The organism is Acidisoma cellulosilyticum, assembly GCF_020621385.1.
GTDB classification, from domain to species: Bacteria; Pseudomonadota; Alphaproteobacteria; order Acetobacterales; family Acetobacteraceae; genus Acidisoma; species Acidisoma cellulosilyticum.
This window is the reverse complement of sequence record NZ_JAESVA010000003.1, coordinates 721474-737097: the sequence shown is the minus strand read 5'-3', so window position 1 is coordinate 737097 and position 15624 is coordinate 721474. Positions and strand designations below refer to the sequence as shown.

Below are 15624 nucleotides of genomic sequence, written 5' to 3'. Positions count from 1 at the left end.
CAATTTATTTCCTCCGTCGATCAGGGCTTGCGCCGATACACCACCATCGTGTCATAGCGTTTCCACACCGTGTAATCCGCCCCAAGCGCAGCATTCATCGCCGCATAGACGTCGAGATTGCGCGCGGAAGAATTCTGATCGTCCGGGTTGGTGCGGCGGATGATGAACAGCGGCTTCTGCGCCAGAATATGGTTCAGCTCCGCCAACGGATCGATGCCGACCGTATGGGCCAGCAGCTTCGACAACAGAAAGGACGGAAAGACGAATTTCGTCGGCAATGGCTCGCGCAACAGCGCGTAGAGGATGGGCTCGCCGTCGAAGACATAGGCTTCAGACCCCGGCATGGCCGCCAGCGCAGGGTTGAGGTCGGCCGCGACCTCGGCCGGCGTATCGCGCAGCAGGCCGAAGCCCGCGACCGGCGGCCGTCCCATGTCTTCCACCATACGCCGCATATCGGCGGCACTGCGCGATAGCATGGGGATGAGGCTGAGGAGGAAAAGCACCGCCACCGCCCATCGCAGCGCGCGCGACGGACTCCGAAAAAGTGCTGCCAGCATCAGCGCCGTCGTGATGCACAGCACCGGCAGAAGCTGCAGGAAGTAATGGCTGAAATAAAGCCCGCCGGAGGCGACACCCAGAAGGCTGGTGACGAACCATAGGCCGAGGATCAACGGCCCGCGCGGCAGCGCACGATGCGACAGATGCCGCATTTCGCCCAACAGCCAGAGCAACGAAAGATAAAGCGCCGGGAAGATCAGCATCTGCGCGTGGAAGGCGCGGGTCGCGAGATGGCCTGAGACCGGCACCGCGACCCGCCGCATATTGGACAGGATACTGGCGGACAGCATCGCCGGAAGCTCACCGTGAACGGCATAAAGGCCAAGGGTCGCGAGGAAGGGTGCTAAGGCACCGACGCTGAACAGCAGGCCGAGGCGGAGCATATCCCACACACCAAGCGCGCCGCGCCGCAATCGTCCCGGCATGATCAGCATAGCGGCATAAACCGCAAACATATCGAAGACAGCGACGTACTTGACCATGAAGGCAAGGCCGAGCGCCAAGCCGATGGCGATAGACCGGCCTGCCCCGATGCGGCCCACAGGCGTCAGCGCCCATAGCATGCCGAGGAGGGTAAAACTCTCCATGAAGATTTCGGTATTGGCCGCGATCCCATCGTCCGGGATCGTCGTGCCGATCACCAGCAGCCCGGCGATACCGGCAAAAAGCTCCGCCCTGACCGCAGGTTGATCGCGCAAATAATGCCGCGCGATGCGCCAGGTCAGCAACGCCATGGCCACGATCGCACTCGTCCCGGCCAGGCGCATGGACAGGATGCCGCCGCCAAAGATGCGTTGGAAGACAGCGAAGATCGCATAGATGCCGATGGGCTTATTGTCCCAGACGGCGGTATAGGGCAGATGCCCCGCCCGCCATTGCTGGGCCATGATGAAATACAGGCTCTCGTCCCAATCCACCACGCTCATGACGAAAGCGGGCGCGCGGGACAGAAGCGTCACCAGAACCAGCGCAGCCCCGATCAGCCAAGGCAGAAGACGCGGTCCTTGTTCCAGGCGCGCAGAATCGGCAGCGCTCATCCTTTGGCGGCAGCGATGACGCGCGGCGTTATATGGCGGGACGGCCGGGTCATCGCCTCAATCCGCAGCAGCTCATCCAGCACGGGTTCCTCCAGCAAGCCTTCCTCCAGCACAATCTCGCGCACGCCCCGCCCCTCGGCCAGGGCGCGCTTGGCGATGCGCGACGTCACCTCGTAACCCAGCGTCGGCGCCAGGGCCGTCACCAGGCCGATACTGTGATTGACCAGATCCAGGCAATGCTCCCGATTGGCGGTAATGCCGGCAATGCAGCGCAGGGTCAGGCTGTCGATCGCGGCCGTCAGCATGCGCAGCGATGTCATGATGCTATAGGCGATGGTCGGTTCGAAGGCATTCAGCTGCAATTGACCGCCCTCGGCGCACATCGTCACCGTCAGGTCATGCCCGATGACGAGATAGGCGACCTGGCTGACCACTTCCGGGATCACCGGATTGACCTTGCCCGGCATGATGGAAGACCCCGCCTGCCGCGCCGGCAGGTTGATCTCCCCAAAACCCGTGCGCGGACCGCTGGAGAGCAGCCGCAGGTCATTGCAGATCTTGGAGAGTTTCACGGCGATGCGCTTCAGCAGGCCCGAGAACAGGACGAAGGCGCCCATATCCGACGTCGCTTCGATCAGATTGGGCGCGAGCGACAACGGATGGCCGCTGATCGCCGCCAATTCCTCCACCACCAAAGGCGCATAGCGCGGATCGGCATTGATGCCCGTGCCGATGGCGGTCGCGCCCAGATTGACCTCATGGAACAAGGCCGCCACCTCGCCCAGGCGCTGCACGTCTTCCTTCACCGTCACATGGAAGGCGTCGAATTCCTGGCCCAGCGTCATCGGCACCGCATCCTGCAACTGGGTGCGGCCCATCTTCAGGACATCGGCGAATTCCGCGCCCTTCTTCTTCAGCTCCAGCGACAGGTCGCGTAGCGCCCGCTGCAAAGGCTTCACCCCCTCCAGCGTCGCGACCCGCAGCGCGGTCGGATAGGCGTCGTTGGTCGACTGCGCCATGTTGACGTCGTCATTGGGGTGCAGCAGGTCGTAACGCCCGCGCGCATGGCCCGCCAATGTCAAAGCGAGGTTCGCGACAACCTCATTGGCGTTCATATTGGTGGAAGTCCCGGCGCCGCCCTGCACGGCATCGACCACGAATTGGCCGTGATATTCGGTCCCGGTCTTGAGCACCTCGCAGGCGCGCTCGATCATCGCGGCCTTCTCGGGCGGCAGCGCACCCAGCGTCCGGTTGGCCCGCGCCGCTGCCTGTTTGACCATGGCCAGCGCGCGGACCAGATCCGGAAAATGGCCGATCGGCACGCCGGTTATCGGGAAATTCTCGACAGCGCGGAGGGAATGGATGCCCCAATAGGCGGAGGCGGGAACGGCTGCCTCCCCAAGCAGATCATGCTCGGTGCGGGTCTCGACGTCGGAAAGATTGACCTTCCGCGTCGTCGCCAGATGCAGCGTATCGGCGGGGGTGGTGTCATCCAGGGGGGAAAGCTCAGCCGTCATGGTCTTGGCTCGTTATTATGGTTGCGGCCTCACGAAAATGCTTCTCCCCCACCGGTCGTTGAAGCCCTCGCGAAGCTTGGCTGCTCCCCCACTAGGTCTCTGCCGGGCCTATCCGTCAGGCCGTCTTGATTCTCAGCGCATTGACGACCTCGATCGCCACGGTCGCAACGTCCAGAATATAGTCGCGGTCAGCCCCCTCCTCAGGGGTTCCATAGCCGAGATGGATCCCCTTACCGTCCGCGAGGCTGATCGTGTTGATGAGATCCTTGATAAGCGTCTCGCGGGTGTAGCTGACTTCGGCCATCGTTCATCCTCTCTATCCGTTTTGGACCCCGGCACTTTGGACCCCGCAGGCGGCCAAGTCACGTCTCCGTGCGCTCAGGCATGCGCGTTCATCGGCACATGGAAGCCGGGCATCAGCAGGTTGAGGATCATGAGGATCAGCAGCACCGTGATCAGCAGGCCGAAGATACCGCCGAGCAGCCGCAAGGCCGCGACGATGACCAGGATGGCCGCCACCACCAGCACGGCCGACTGCGTCTGACCGTGAATGCCCGCCTGCTCCAACAGGTGCCGCAGGGCGTTCTCAACGATCGCGATCACCGCCATGACGACGCCGACCAGCCGCAGGATGAGGGTAAGCACGAAATTGATCGCGGAATCCATGGGAGGTCCTTATCCGACATGCCTATTAGCTGGCGCCGAGAACGCCCCTGCCAAGTGTCAGCCGGTCTGAGGATCGCTCGCCACGAAACGCGCCCAGCCGTCCGCCCGCAATTGGCAGGCCGGGCAATGGCCGCAGCCATAGCCCCAGGGGTGCAGCCTGCTGCGGTCACCCAGATAGCAGGTATGGGTCTCCCGGTTGATGAGGTTGACCAGCGCGTCACCGCCGAGGTCCGACGCCATATCCCAGGTCGCAGCCTTGTCGATCCACATCAAGGGCGTGTGCAGCACGAAGCGGCGGTCCATACCCAGGTTCAGCGCCAGTTGTAGCGCCTTGATGGTATCGTCCCGACAGTCCGGGTAGCCGGAATAATCGGTCTCGCAGACCCCGGTCACGATATGCTTGATGCCCCGGCGATAGGCGACGGTCGCCGCCATGGTCAGGAACAGCAGATTGCGGCCGGGCACGAAGGTATTGGGCAGCCCGTCCGCCTGCATGGCGATTTCGGTCTCCCGCGTCAGCGCGGTCTCGCTCAGCGTCCCGATGATCCCGGCATCGACCATGTGATCCTGCCCGAGCTTGCCGTCCCAGGCCGGGAAATCCGCGCGCAGCTTCGTCAGGAAGGGCGCGCGCACGTCCAACTCCACCCGATGGCGCTGGCCGTAGTCGAAGCCGATGGTCTCCACGGCCGGAAAGCGGTCAAGCGCCCAGGCAAGGCAGGTCGCGGAATCCTGCCCGCCCGAAAACAGCACCAGAGCCTTGTCGTCCGTCGACGTCACGCCTCACCCTTCTCCCGAATGACATAGGTATAGAAGCGCATAACCCCATCGCTTGTCTCACGATAGAGGCCCTGAACCTCGGACTCGAAGCCCGGAAACAGGTTCGCCGCGCGCTCGAAAACCTTCAGGTAATCGATCATCGGCTGGGCGCGGCCGCCGACGCGCTCGCCCGGCACCACGGTCGCGATGCCCGGCGGATAGACCAGCCAAAGGGTCGCCGCAATGCGCCCGGCGGCCTCGTCCAGCGGCACGTAATCAACATTGTTGCGCACCAGTTCCCGCGTCGCCTCATGCGGATGCAGGACCATTTCGGGCAGATGCTCCGCACGAAACTGCGCCGCCTGCAGGGCGCTGGTGCCGCTCTGCCGATAGAAGGCATGCATCTCGGCGCAAAGGTCGCGCAGGCCGATGCCCGTATAGCGCTGCGGACGGCGGGCGACGAAGCCGGGGAAAACCTCCTCCAGCGGCCGGTTCTCGTCATGCAGCTTCTTGAAGGTGACAAGGTGGGACAGAAGCGTGCCGGCCTTGCTGCTCTCCACGCCCGGCGTCAGCAGGAACAGCAGCGAATTGAGGTCGTTCTTCTCCGGCACGATGCGGTTTTCGCGCAGATATTCGGCGACGACCGGGGCCGGAATGCCGTGATCGGCATACCGATCCTCGGTGCCGTCGCTGAAGCCCGGCGTCAGCACCGTCAGCTTGTTCGGGTCGGTGATGGCCCAGCCTTTTTCCAGATTGGGGAAGCCGTGCCAGAACTCTTCCGGCACCAATTCCCATTGCGCCGGATCGCTGGCCAGCAGATCGGTCTCGGCGTCTTCCCAGCGCATGCCTTCCGACCCCCGCGCGGCCTCCGACGGCTGCACGAAACGCGGCACGAAGGGCTCGAAGAACCAGCGGCGGGTCGGGTCGGTCTCATGCTCGCCATATTCGCGGGCGGCGAGGCGGATCTTCTTGCGCAGTTCGATGCCCAGACGAACGGTATCGTCCCACAGCACTTCGCCCGAGCGGCCCTTCATCATCTGCGCGCCGACATCCAATGACGCGAACAGCGGATAGAAGGGGCTGGTGGAGGCATGCAGCAGAAAGAACTCGTTGAAGCGTTGCGAGGTCACCTGACGGCGCTGCCCGGCAAGGTGGGAATCCTTCACATGGATCTGGCTCGCCTGGGAGAAGCTCGCCAGCTGCTTATGCGAGCTTTGCGTCACGATAATACCGGGATCGTTCGGCCCGAGCTTATCCAGGCCCATGCCGAAGCGACCGCGGAACAGCGGATGGAATTTCATGAAGCCGGCCCAGGCTTCGTCGAACAAAATGTAATCGCACAGATGACCGATGCGGGCGATGATCTCCTCGGCCGAGATGATGGTGCCGTCATAGGTGCATTGTTCGACCACCGCCGCGCGGAAGGGGCGCGGCTTCTGCCAGGCGTCCTTGTCGGCCACCCCAGGGTTATTGCGGATCGCGTCGCGCAGCCGGTCCTCGTCGAGCGCGGCCAGTTGCATCGGCCCGATCATGCCATGCGGGTTGCGCGTGGTTTCGATATAGACCGGCGTGGCACCAGCCAGCAGCAACGCGCCGTGATGCGCGGCCTTATGGTTGTTCCGATCGAACAACACCAGATCGCCCTCGGCGAGCAGCGCGTTGAGCACGATCTTGTTGGAGGCCGAGGTCCCGTTGAGCACGAAATAGGTGCGCTCGGCCCCGAAGATTTTCGCGGCTTCCTGTTCCGCGCGAAGGGCGGGCCCCTCATGGGTCAGCAGGTCGCCGAGTTGCAGCACGGAATTGTCCAGGTCGTCGCGGAACACCGCCTCGCCCAGATGCTCCACGAAAATGCGGCCGATCGGGCTGCGGCGGTAGAAGGCGCCGCCATTATGGCCGGGACAGGTCCAGAGCATATTGCCTTGCTCGGCATAGTCGACCAGCGTCCCGAAAAACGGGGTTTTGAGGCTGTCGGCATATTGCCGCAGACGGGCGACGAGGTTCTTGGCGATGAAGTCCGGCGTCTCCTCGGCCAGGAAGACGAAACCGTCGACATTGTCCAGAACCTCGACCGGGATCTGCTCCAGCGTCTGGCGGCGGACCAGGATGATGATCGGCACGTCCAGACCGCGCTTGCGCACCAGATCGATCAGGCCCGTGGATTTGCCGCCGACGCCCTTCTTGCCCCAATCGACCACGATACAGCCGAGCGCGGAATCCGTGCGGATGACCAGCTCGGCATCCTCCTCCCGCCGCGCGCGCAGGACCGCGTAACCGTCCTGCTCGATCTCGCCCACGATCTGGGTCAGCCGCGCGCCCTCCAGATCGCCCTCGTTGAACGAGGGAACGCAGATGAGAAACTTGAAGCGGCGCGAATATTCCATCCGGATGTCCTCGGGGGGTGCAGGGAGCCGACGCGGCTCGATGGGACTGCCTCCGAGCGCATAGCGCTATCGACCTCAGCCGTGTGACAAATTTCTTTCATTATTAGCGATTTTAAATCGCTATACGATTTGACTGACGCGATGGCAGCGCATATTTCTCGCGCATAAAAGCGGGAAACCCGATTATATGGCGATCACACGACGTAGAATACTTCAGGCCTCGGCGGCCCTGCTGCCGGCCTTGGCGCTGGGGTCCGAAGCGCGGGCCGAGGACCGCGTGCTGAAAGTCGGCTACCAGAAGGCCTCGGTGGCGCTGTCCCTGCTCAAGGCGCAGGGGCTGCTGGAACAGCGGCTCAAGCCGCTCGGCTATGGCGTCAGTTGGGCGATCTTCACCTCCGGCCCGCCGATCCTGGAAGCGCTGAACGATGGCGCGGTGGACCTGGCTTTCACGGGGGAGCCGCCGCCGATCTTCGCCCAGGCCGCCGGCGTGCCGGTGGTCTATGCCGCCGCGACGCAGCCCTCGCCGCGCTCCGTCGCGATCCTGATCGAGCCCGGCAGCGCCGTGCATAAGGTCGCCGATCTGAAGGGAAAGAAGGTCGCGGTCGCCAAAGGCTCCAGCGCGCATTACCTGCTCGTCGCCGCCGTCCGGCATGCAGGTCTCTCGTGGTCCGATATCCAGCCTGTCTATCTCCAGCCGCCGGACGGGCGCATCGCCCTGCAATCGGGCTCGGTCGATGCCTGGGCCGTGTGGGACCCGTTTGAGGCGGCGGCCGAGGTGGCGGGCGCGACAGTTCTGACGGACGGCACCGGGCTGATGCCCAACCGCGCCTTCTATCTGTCCAGCCGGGACTTCGCGACGACCAACGCGCCGGCGCTGAAGGCAGCCATCGGCGCCATTCAGGAGATCGAAGCCTGGGAGCCTGCGCATGTCGACCAGATCGCGTCCGACCTGTCCAAGACCATCGGCGTGCCGCCGGAAATCCTGAAAGTCTGGTTCACCCGGCAGAAATACGGCGTCGAACCCTTGACCCCCGCCATCATCGCTGACCAGCAGGTGATTGCCGATACTTTCGCGAGCCTGCACCTCATTCCGCGCCGGATCGATGTCAGCCAGGCAGTGCTGGCCAGCACCTGATGGCACCAGTGACGAAGATGACAATGGTGAGAAAGACAAGACCGTTATAAGAGACGCCTTATTGGCTTCGGCCAGATAAGGAGAATGGTTATGGCTAAAGCACCCGGTGGAACCCCGAAGGGCAAGACAGCGGCACCCGCGCAGTTCGACATGAACGCCCGCGATCGGAAGCCCGGTGGCGGCGGCAAAGGCCGTCCGGGCGGTCCCGGCCGCGGCCGGGACGAGAAGCGCCCGCCCGTGCATATCATCACGCTGCCGGCCACCACGGTCGATCGTGGCACCGGCTGGGTCATCCAGAAGATCGGCAAGATCGATCAGAATTCCAAGGCCGCCATGGGCGCGGAATACCGCCTGGTCTTCGACGGGCATGATCCGCTGTCCTTCGATTACCTGAGCGCAGCCCGCGACCGCGCCAAGGAAGCCCCGCCCGAGAAGCCGGAGCCTGCGGCCGCACCGGCCGAGGAAGCCGAAGCCGCACCGGCGGAAGACGAAACCCCGGCGGCCGAGCATCCGGCCGGCGACGAGGGCTGATTACAGGCGCAGGCTTAAGCGCGGGTCGCGCTTAAGCCTGGGTGTACTGATTGGGATCGCCTGCCAATCTGGTCTGCCCGGGCTTGAGCCGGGCATTCGTATGTTGGGGCCTGCGATGGGCAGCCGACCGCGCTAGCTTTCTGACGACAAATGTTCATTTCAGAGATAGTTTACGCTGATCCTGCCAACTGACGCTGCAAAACCTGCAGACTGGTCCCGGCCCCCCGCCCATGCAGCAGATGAGCCAACTACATATAAATTCTGCTTAGCGCGCGAGACCGCAACATTGACTATGTTGGGTGGGCTCGCCGCCCATTGACGTGCCCGGTGCTGACTAGCATTCGGCGCACCCAGCAGCAGAATGACTGTATCAGCTTCACGACCCTGGAACGTGTGAACGGTGCCGATACGATCACGGCTCCATTCATGGGCTTTTACGCTGAAAGCTCGCAGCATGTCTGTTTCTTTTTCGATACGACGACGCATCTCTTGCTCGATGACCTTGAATGGCGTGATTATGAATAAGTCTGGATTTTTTACATCGGACGCAGTCAAAGTCTTTAGCATCTGCACGACAGCGTCACCTTCTTCAGGACACCATTTCGTCTCGGCGCTACCATTCACGTCGATCCAGCATGATCGCCCCAAGGCCAAACCGATAGGCCCAGGACGTTTCGGCCCAACCGCTTGGACCATCTGGCCGGCATAGGCGATGGTGTTAGAGACATCGAACATCGGGCTCTGACAACGTCTGTGAACGAGGAGTGGCAGCCCAACCTCTCGATCGCCAATGTCGGTATCAATGGGGGATTTGAAGTGCGACGCACGATCCGCAAGTGTCTGCGTAGAGGCGACGGGCGCAGACCATTCTGCCATGTCGATATTGAAGAACTTACAAATTTCGGTATTCAGCTTCTCGGGCAGTGAAACGACGGGGGGAATCTGCAATGGATCACCCACCATAATGGAGCGTTTAGCGCGCATGATTGCCCCGACGGCTGCCTGAGGAATCGCTTGGCCTGCTTCATCGACTAAGAGCCAGCCGATGCTTTCGGGAGGCAGGTCGCCAAACATTGCACTCACTGAGGCAAATGTTGTTGAAACGGTTGGCACGACCATGAAAAGACTGGACCAAAGTTCGGGGAGTAGCGCGCGGTGGGCGGGCGATTGGAAGGCGCCGGCCGTCATAGCCGACATCAGCAACCCGAGATTGTGCTGTAGGCGGCTAGCTGAGGCATCGATGAACGCCTTGTGCAACATCAATGCAGCAGCGAACAGATCTTCACGCATACGGTGAACGTCATCAGGAAGCCATGGTGCCGTGAGGTGGATGTCTTCATGCTTGCGCTCAAAGAATACCTCATCGATGACACGATCGCCCAACCGATTGCGCGCCGCGGCTGACCTCACGCGCAATTGCGTGACCGCATTCTGCTTCCCGGATATCGCATGGTCCAATCGCTGCAGTTGAGATTGAGCTTTGCCTAACTCTGTCTCGGCGAGTTCTGAAGCACTCTCCGCAACTCCCGCTTGCTTGGCCGATTGCTGCAGGTTTAGCGATAACTCCCCTTGATCAGAGTTCCATTTTTTCCAAACTGTCGTAGAAAATAATCGAGAGAAAAAACCTGGGCGACTCGCAAGATGGCCAACTAGTAAGATCTTATCTTGTTCAAGCTGAGATTTTGTCCGGACTTGGTCCTGACTGCGAGACTCGACAATCAGACGCGCCATTGCGACGGCATCCGTTACGCAAGAATGCCGTCCGTTTAGCTGCTCTAGTTCGACGATAGCGCCCTTAAGCGCTTGGATATCTCGGCGCATTCCCTCGATATTGGCAATTTCGGAGTCTATGGACTTTTTAAGCCTGAGGAATGAGGCCCTTGCCTTACGCCAGGCAGCAGCGGCGTCCACTTCATTGGTGCTGGGCTGTTCATTGGCCACGACGCTGGGCATTACGCGGTCAACGACTTCGCCAGTCCGTGGGTCCTTAATCTCACGCATGACATTCTTGCCGCGAGCGGCCTTCAAGTAGGTAAGAAAGCCGCCATCCTGGTTCCACCAGAACCCTTGCTGGAATGCTCCTCGATTGCGGCTATTACCAAGCGCAGCAGCGATCAATCCCCAGGTTTCGACCGGGTTCGTGGCGGCATTTTCATCCGCTTCAAAAATGTCGCCGCGTTTGGAGTTCGCTATCAGGTTACTGATGGACCTAAAATAAGACATCTGTTCGTGGCGGCCATTCGCTTCCTTCAAGGGCAGCTCTTTGCTGACGTTCTCAACGGCTTTGTTGTTTGAGGATGCGATGACGATTTCATGCCCCTTTAGCGACGAATCCAGTTTGTAGAAGTGAAGGAAAACATTTGAGCCGAACGCCAACCGCTCGCCAGTTGTAGAAAACGCATCCTGCGGTTTGTCGAATCTGGCCATGGCCGTTGCTCGATCAAGAACACACCCGGCGACAATATCCCTGAGAAGTGTGGTCTTTCCGGTTCCTGGTGGCCCATTGACGCCTATGATGCCTGGATTATCACGCAGTTCTGTCCGCGCGGCATTCACAGCGGCTTGTTGCAGCAAAACCAATGGATGACCGCCGGCCGAGGGCCAACGAGCCTGTGGCATAAGCGACGGCGCAACGAATTGCTCGACCGCAGAGGGTGGCGAGAGAACGTCGACTTTCTTGTCGGGTCGCTGAATTCCTATGTAGCGCTGTAAACCGACCCCCGCCTTTCCGGCACCGGTCAACTCCGATGCTTTAGCAAGATCCTCCAGATAGAAGGAATTTAATAGTGACGGCTCAGGTGGTGTCTTGACCTTGAAATAATGGAAGACTTTCACCGCAAATGTTGGAGGCTCGACTAAAGAGTTGGGCACGTCGAACTGTGCCACGAGCCACCGATGCGCCCTATCGACGATATTTATGTCGATAGGCACCGGTTCCCCATCTTTGTCATAACTGCGAACCATTCGATCCAAGGATTCCAAGATATGCTGCTCGACCTTTGGCCAAGCGCCCAGGCTCCCAAGTTTGAGGTCCAGCGCGGGCCTTAGCGCCCATGCAAAGCTAGAAACGGCTATGCCGTTGTCCTTGAGTAGGTATCCGTCCTTGTCGACCAAAAACGAGCCAATGGCTGCCTTTTTGCCATTTGGGCGTGAACGCTCCTCATCCTCGCCAAACACCTTGACCAACTCGTCTGTGGCCTTGTCCAGCGCGATGGCACCGAGAATGATCTCGAAATAAAGCTTGTGGTCTGGCTTACTGCGGGCCTGCGGCCCCCACGGAATGCCGCGCTCCAGCAGAACGATGCGAGATCGGTCACCCGAGGCCATTTCCTCGGGGCGCTTGTATGCTTGGGGGGATAGTGCTTCGAGGGCTGTCCAAGCTGCAAGTATTGCAAAAGCATCGTTCGTTTTGCCCGAAGGTGAAAAGAATGGAAGCGAGCCAAGCACCAAGGGAGGAGTTGGTGTATCCGGCGGCAACCCTGGCCCGCCTCTGTGGCTTGCAAGCTTGGTCAGAGCCTCACCAACTTTCGTCGCCAAAGAACGTGCTTTGATGGTATTGCGAAAAGCGAGCTCTTTGGACAGCTGGCCAAGTTCACTGGCATCGTTACGCGACCGCTCGAAGATAACTTCTAGGTCAAAGACTGATTTTTGTGCATACGGTCTTATCGCCATAGCTTTGCCACTCGATGTCTCAATTGCAAGAACTTTGTCGGGTCCACTTCAAAATGGCAAGCCGTTGCGCATCTCCGGCAATGACAAACAAACAAAGCGCAAAAATCCATTACCGTCGTGTGGACCGACACATCTCAACCAAACTCCCGAGAAGCACCTAGCATCTAAGTGGGGGGAAAGCCGTCCGCTCCCCCCCTCACCCCCTACCCGCAAACCGCGCCGCCGCGCCCAGGATATCGAACAGGTCCAGCAGCCGGGCCACGTAATGGTCATGCACCGCGAAGCCGGCGGCGGTGGGGTCAAAGAACTGCCGTTCCAGCGCATCCACCATCTTGGTCAATCGTTTCTGGTGCAGGCCCAGGCGGCGCTGAACCGGATCGGCAATGATTCCGGCGAAAGCGGCCAGCGACGCCGAGGCCAGCATCAGACCCCCCGTGGTCGTCATCACCAGCCCGGCCGCGGGCGGCGCGATGGGGAAGACCACATACCAGGCGGAGGCCGCCCAGGCGCCGAGCGGAAAGCTGCTGGCCGCCACATGTTGCGAAATCACCCCGGCGAGCGCGGGCCCCAGCGTCACCGCGCCCGGCGTCAGCTTCTGCACGGCCAGCGCCCCGGCGCCGAGATTGAGCAGCCCGGTGGTGATCTCGGCCGCCGCCCCGCGCGTGATGCCGTATTCCGTCATCGCCTCCCGCAGCCTGGCCGCAAAATGCGGGTCCGCCCGATGCCGCCCGATCTCCTGCAATACGCTCTCGATCGTCCCGTCCAGGACAGGGCTTTCCAGAATGGCATCGGTCAGCGCGTTGCGCGCGCTGGTGCGGTGCTTTTGGGACATCGGCAGTTCAAGAAGGACCGTCATGATCCGCCACTCGATCTCCTCCGCCACATCGGTGCGCAGCAGGATGGAGCGGTCCAGCAGCCTCTCCACCCGGCTTGCATGCAGGCGCCGGGCCGCGCGGGCGCCCAGCTGCATGGCGACCTGCGGCATGGCCAGCGTCAGGTTCAGCGGCGCGCGGGCAATATCCCAGCCCACCGCCGCGCGATGCAGCGCGAGCGATCCGGCGAAGGAAAAATTCCGGTCGACGAAGGGACCCACCATCGCGCGCCGGGCCGCGAAATAGCGCCGCGCGCCATCCTCTACGGCAGCGCGGGCGGCGGTCAGGTCCAGCGTCTCAGGTTCAGCCATCCCGGCAGGGTCCCATAAAAAAAGGGCGGCTTGCGCCACCCTTTTCCTAAGCCCGATTTCCCCGCTCGCCGAGGCAATATGGAGAAATTTTAATCCGTTAAGCCTTTGATCGCAAACAGTTGACAGCTGTCAACTTTCTGCAGATTGCCGGCAATCAGGCCTTGGTCGCCGCGTAAGCCGCCATCGCCTCGGTGATCGCCTTTTCCGCCGCCGCACGATCACCCCAGCCAATGACCTTCACCCATTTGCCGGGCTCCAGATCCTTATAGCGGGTGAAGAAATGCTCGATCACCTTGCGGGTGATCTCAGGCAAGGTCGAAAGCTCGGTATGGTCCTTGAACTGCGGATGCACCTTGTCATGCGGCACGCAGACGATCTTCTCGTCCTTGCCGGATTCGTCTTCCATGAACAGCACGCCGATGGGCCGCGCGCGGATCACCGCGCCAGGCACGACCTGCGCCGGGACCAGAACGAGCGCGTCGGCCGGGTCGCCGTCCTCGGACAAGGTACCGGGGATGAAGCCATAGGCCGCCGGATAGGCCATGGGCGTGAACAGGAAGCGATCGACGAAAATGGCGCCGCTGTCCTTGTCGACCTCGTATTTCACGGCCGAACCCTGCGGGATTTCGATCACCACATTGACGTCGCCCGGCGGGGCCTTACCCGTGGGAATCTTGGTCACATCCATGACGGTCTCCGGACTTGTCTCAAGTTTAATAAAGTGCGGCGCACCCTCGTCTATTCGCGCCGGCTTGCCAAGCCGAAACCCCTCAGCTTCCCGACAGATCCCGCTTGGATGTCTCGGCCATGGTCAGGACGGCGATCAGGCTGATGACGGCCGCCGCCGTAATGTAATGGCCGACCCAGGCCAGACCACCCAGCACCACCAGTTTTTGCGCGATATAGGGGGCGAGCGACCCGCCCAGGATGCCGCCCAGACTATAGGCGGCGGAGGCGCCCGAGTAGCGCAGATTGGTCGGGAACAGTTCCGGCAGCAGCGCGCCCATCGGCGCGAAGGTGAAGCCCATCAGCGCGAGCTCGATCACCAAAAAGACCAGCACCAGCGCCGGGTCTCCGCTGCCCAGCAGGGGCGCCACGAGAAAGCCCGAGAATGCGGCGGCGACCGCCGCGGCGATCAGCACAGGGCGGCGGCCGAACCGATCCGCCAGGATAGCCGCGATCGGCGTGGCGATCGCCATGCCCAGGATCGCGATGCACAGCAGGCCCAGGAAGGTCTGGCGCGGGATATGGCCGACCTTGGTGCCGTAGCCCAGCGCGAAGACGGTCGAGATATAGAAAAGCGCGTAGCAGACGACCATGGCGAAGGCGCCCTGCAGCAGCGGCCGCCATTGCCGGGCGATGACGTCGCGCACCGGCAGGCGCACCCGGCCTTGTCGCGCCAGCGTCTTCTGGAAGGCGATCGTCTCCGGCAGGCGGCCACGCACATAAAGGCCGATCGCGACCAGCACCGCACTCGCCAGGAAGGGAATCCGCCAGCCCCAGGCCAGGAACTGCGCGTTCGTCAGCACGCTGAACAACAGGAGAAACAGGCCATTGGAGAGCAGAAACCCGATCGAGGGGCCAAGCTGCGGGAACATGCCGTACCATGCGCGCTTTCCGGCCGGCGCGCTTTCGGTCGCGAGCAAAGCGGCCCCGCCCCATTCGCCGCCGAGGCCAATGCCTTGGCCCAGACGCAGCAGGCAAAGCAGAAGCGGGGCCAGGAAGCCGGCCGTGGCATAGCCCGGCAGCAGCCCGATCAAGGTCGTGGAAATCCCCATCACCAGCATCGACGCGACCAGGGTGGATTTGCGCCCGACGCGGTCGCCGAAATGCCCGAACAGGAAGGCGCCCACGGGCCGCGCCAGGAAAGCGATGCCGAAGGTCAGGAAGGCCGCCAGCTGTTCGGCCTCCGGCACATGGGCCGGAAAGAAGACCGACCCAAGCACCAGGGCCGCCGCCGTGCCGTAGATATAGAAGTCATAGAACTCGACCGTGGTGCCGATCAGGCTGGCGATGACGATGCGCCCGGTCCTGGGTGCGGCCGCCTGATCGCGGCCTGCCCCTGTGATGGCAGACATGAATTCGTTTCTCTCCCTGTATTGCGGACGGTTTTAGCGCGTCGCGCGTCCGGGGAAAGGGGGCATTGGTCAGAGGACGGCTTGCCAAAGCCCCCTGGGGTGAGAGATAT

At 61.9% G+C, this 15624-nt stretch carries 12 protein-coding genes; 2 read left to right on the top strand and 10 right to left on the bottom strand.

Annotated features, from left to right (window positions below):
• Nucleotides 1–20 precede the first annotated feature (20 nt).
• The 6 genes from ACELLULO517_RS12230 to ACELLULO517_RS12205 form a co-directional block, all read right to left on the bottom strand.
• Nucleotides 21–1595 (bottom strand): ArnT family glycosyltransferase, encoded by a 1575-nt coding sequence (locus ACELLULO517_RS12230; protein ID WP_227307642.1) that lies wholly within the window; start codon nt 1593–1595, stop codon nt 21–23.
• Nucleotides 1592–3112 carry an aspartate ammonia-lyase gene (locus ACELLULO517_RS12225; protein ID WP_227307641.1) on the bottom strand — a complete coding sequence of 507 codons (1521 nt, stop codon included), beginning with the start codon at nt 3110–3112 and terminating at the stop codon, nt 1592–1594. The genes ACELLULO517_RS12230 and ACELLULO517_RS12225 overlap by 4 nt, the downstream gene beginning before the upstream one ends.
• Before the next feature lie 115 nt (nt 3113–3227).
• Nucleotides 3228–3416, bottom strand: coding sequence for a hypothetical protein (locus ACELLULO517_RS12220; RefSeq protein WP_227307640.1), 189 nt, complete (start codon nt 3414–3416; stop codon nt 3228–3230).
• A gap of 74 nt (nt 3417–3490) precedes the next feature.
• Nucleotides 3491–3778, bottom strand: a complete 288-nt coding sequence (locus ACELLULO517_RS12215) for a hypothetical protein (protein ID WP_227307639.1) — start codon at nt 3776–3778, stop codon at nt 3491–3493.
• Nucleotides 3779–3835: 57 nt separating this feature from the next.
• Nucleotides 3836–4555: a 7-cyano-7-deazaguanine synthase QueC gene (gene queC, locus ACELLULO517_RS12210; protein WP_227307638.1), complete on the bottom strand. Its 720-nt coding sequence runs from the start codon at nt 4553–4555 to the stop codon at nt 3836–3838.
• Nucleotides 4552–6915, bottom strand: a complete 2364-nt coding sequence (locus tag ACELLULO517_RS12205) for an Orn/Lys/Arg family decarboxylase (protein WP_227307637.1) — start codon at nt 6913–6915, stop codon at nt 4552–4554. Before ACELLULO517_RS12205 ends, queC begins: the two co-directional genes overlap by 4 nt.
• Nucleotides 6916–7102: 187 nt before the next feature.
• On the opposite strand from ACELLULO517_RS12205, the gene ACELLULO517_RS12200 reads away from it, so the two are divergent.
• The gene (locus ACELLULO517_RS12200) at nt 7103–8050 is read left to right on the top strand and encodes an aliphatic sulfonate ABC transporter substrate-binding protein (protein ID WP_227307636.1); all 948 of its coding nucleotides are present in this window, start codon (nt 7103–7105) and stop codon (nt 8048–8050) included.
• Between the two features lie 90 nt (nt 8051–8140).
• The gene (locus ACELLULO517_RS12195; RefSeq protein ID WP_227307635.1) at nt 8141–8581 is read left to right on the top strand and encodes a hypothetical protein; all 441 of its coding nucleotides are present in this window, start codon (nt 8141–8143) and stop codon (nt 8579–8581) included.
• 159 nt (nt 8582–8740) lie between these two features.
• On the opposite strand, the gene ACELLULO517_RS12190 is transcribed toward ACELLULO517_RS12195, so the two are convergent.
• From ACELLULO517_RS12190 to ACELLULO517_RS12175, 4 genes are all read right to left on the bottom strand, one after another.
• Nucleotides 8741–12253 carry a DEAD/DEAH box helicase gene (locus ACELLULO517_RS12190; RefSeq protein ID WP_227307634.1) on the bottom strand — a complete coding sequence of 1171 codons (3513 nt, stop codon included), beginning with the start codon at nt 12251–12253 and terminating at the stop codon, nt 8741–8743.
• Nucleotides 12254–12449: 196 nt separating this feature from the next.
• Nucleotides 12450–13436: a DUF6635 family protein gene (locus tag ACELLULO517_RS12185; RefSeq protein WP_227307633.1), complete on the bottom strand. Its 987-nt coding sequence runs from the start codon at nt 13434–13436 to the stop codon at nt 12450–12452.
• 154 nt (nt 13437–13590) lie between these two features.
• Complete coding sequence (gene ppa / locus ACELLULO517_RS12180; protein ID WP_227307632.1) at nt 13591–14124, bottom strand: inorganic diphosphatase; 534 nt, start codon at nt 14122–14124, stop codon at nt 13591–13593.
• A gap of 82 nt (nt 14125–14206) precedes the next feature.
• The gene (locus tag ACELLULO517_RS12175) at nt 14207–15514 is read right to left on the bottom strand and encodes an MFS transporter (protein ID WP_227307631.1); all 1308 of its coding nucleotides are present in this window, start codon (nt 15512–15514) and stop codon (nt 14207–14209) included.
• Nucleotides 15515–15624 lie beyond the last annotated feature (110 nt).

Bases quoted from the DNA above. Each gene is read 5' to 3' on its own strand.
- ACELLULO517_RS12230 (WP_227307642.1), bottom strand. From the start codon at position 1,595: ATGAGCGCTGCCGATTCTGCGCGCCTGGAACAAGGACCGCGTCTTCTG.
- ACELLULO517_RS12225 (WP_227307641.1), bottom strand. From the start codon at position 3,112: ATGACGGCTGAGCTTTCCCCCCTGGATGACACCACCCCCGCCGATACG.
- ACELLULO517_RS12220 (WP_227307640.1), bottom strand. From the start codon at position 3,416: ATGGCCGAAGTCAGCTACACCCGCGAGACGCTTATCAAGGATCTCATC.
- ACELLULO517_RS12215 (WP_227307639.1), bottom strand. From the start codon at position 3,778: ATGGATTCCGCGATCAATTTCGTGCTTACCCTCATCCTGCGGCTGGTC.
- ACELLULO517_RS12205 (WP_227307637.1), bottom strand. From the start codon at position 6,915: ATGGAATATTCGCGCCGCTTCAAGTTTCTCATCTGCGTTCCCTCGTTC.
- ACELLULO517_RS12200 (WP_227307636.1), top strand. From the start codon at position 7,103: ATGGCGATCACACGACGTAGAATACTTCAGGCCTCGGCGGCCCTGCTG.
- ACELLULO517_RS12195 (WP_227307635.1), top strand. From the start codon at position 8,141: ATGGCTAAAGCACCCGGTGGAACCCCGAAGGGCAAGACAGCGGCACCC.
- ACELLULO517_RS12190 (WP_227307634.1), bottom strand. From the start codon at position 12,253: ATGGCGATAAGACCGTATGCACAAAAATCAGTCTTTGACCTAGAAGTT.
- ACELLULO517_RS12185 (WP_227307633.1), bottom strand. From the start codon at position 13,436: ATGGCTGAACCTGAGACGCTGGACCTGACCGCCGCCCGCGCTGCCGTA.
- ppa (WP_227307632.1), bottom strand. From the start codon at position 14,124: ATGGATGTGACCAAGATTCCCACGGGTAAGGCCCCGCCGGGCGACGTC.
- ACELLULO517_RS12175 (WP_227307631.1), bottom strand. From the start codon at position 15,514: ATGTCTGCCATCACAGGGGCAGGCCGCGATCAGGCGGCCGCACCCAGG.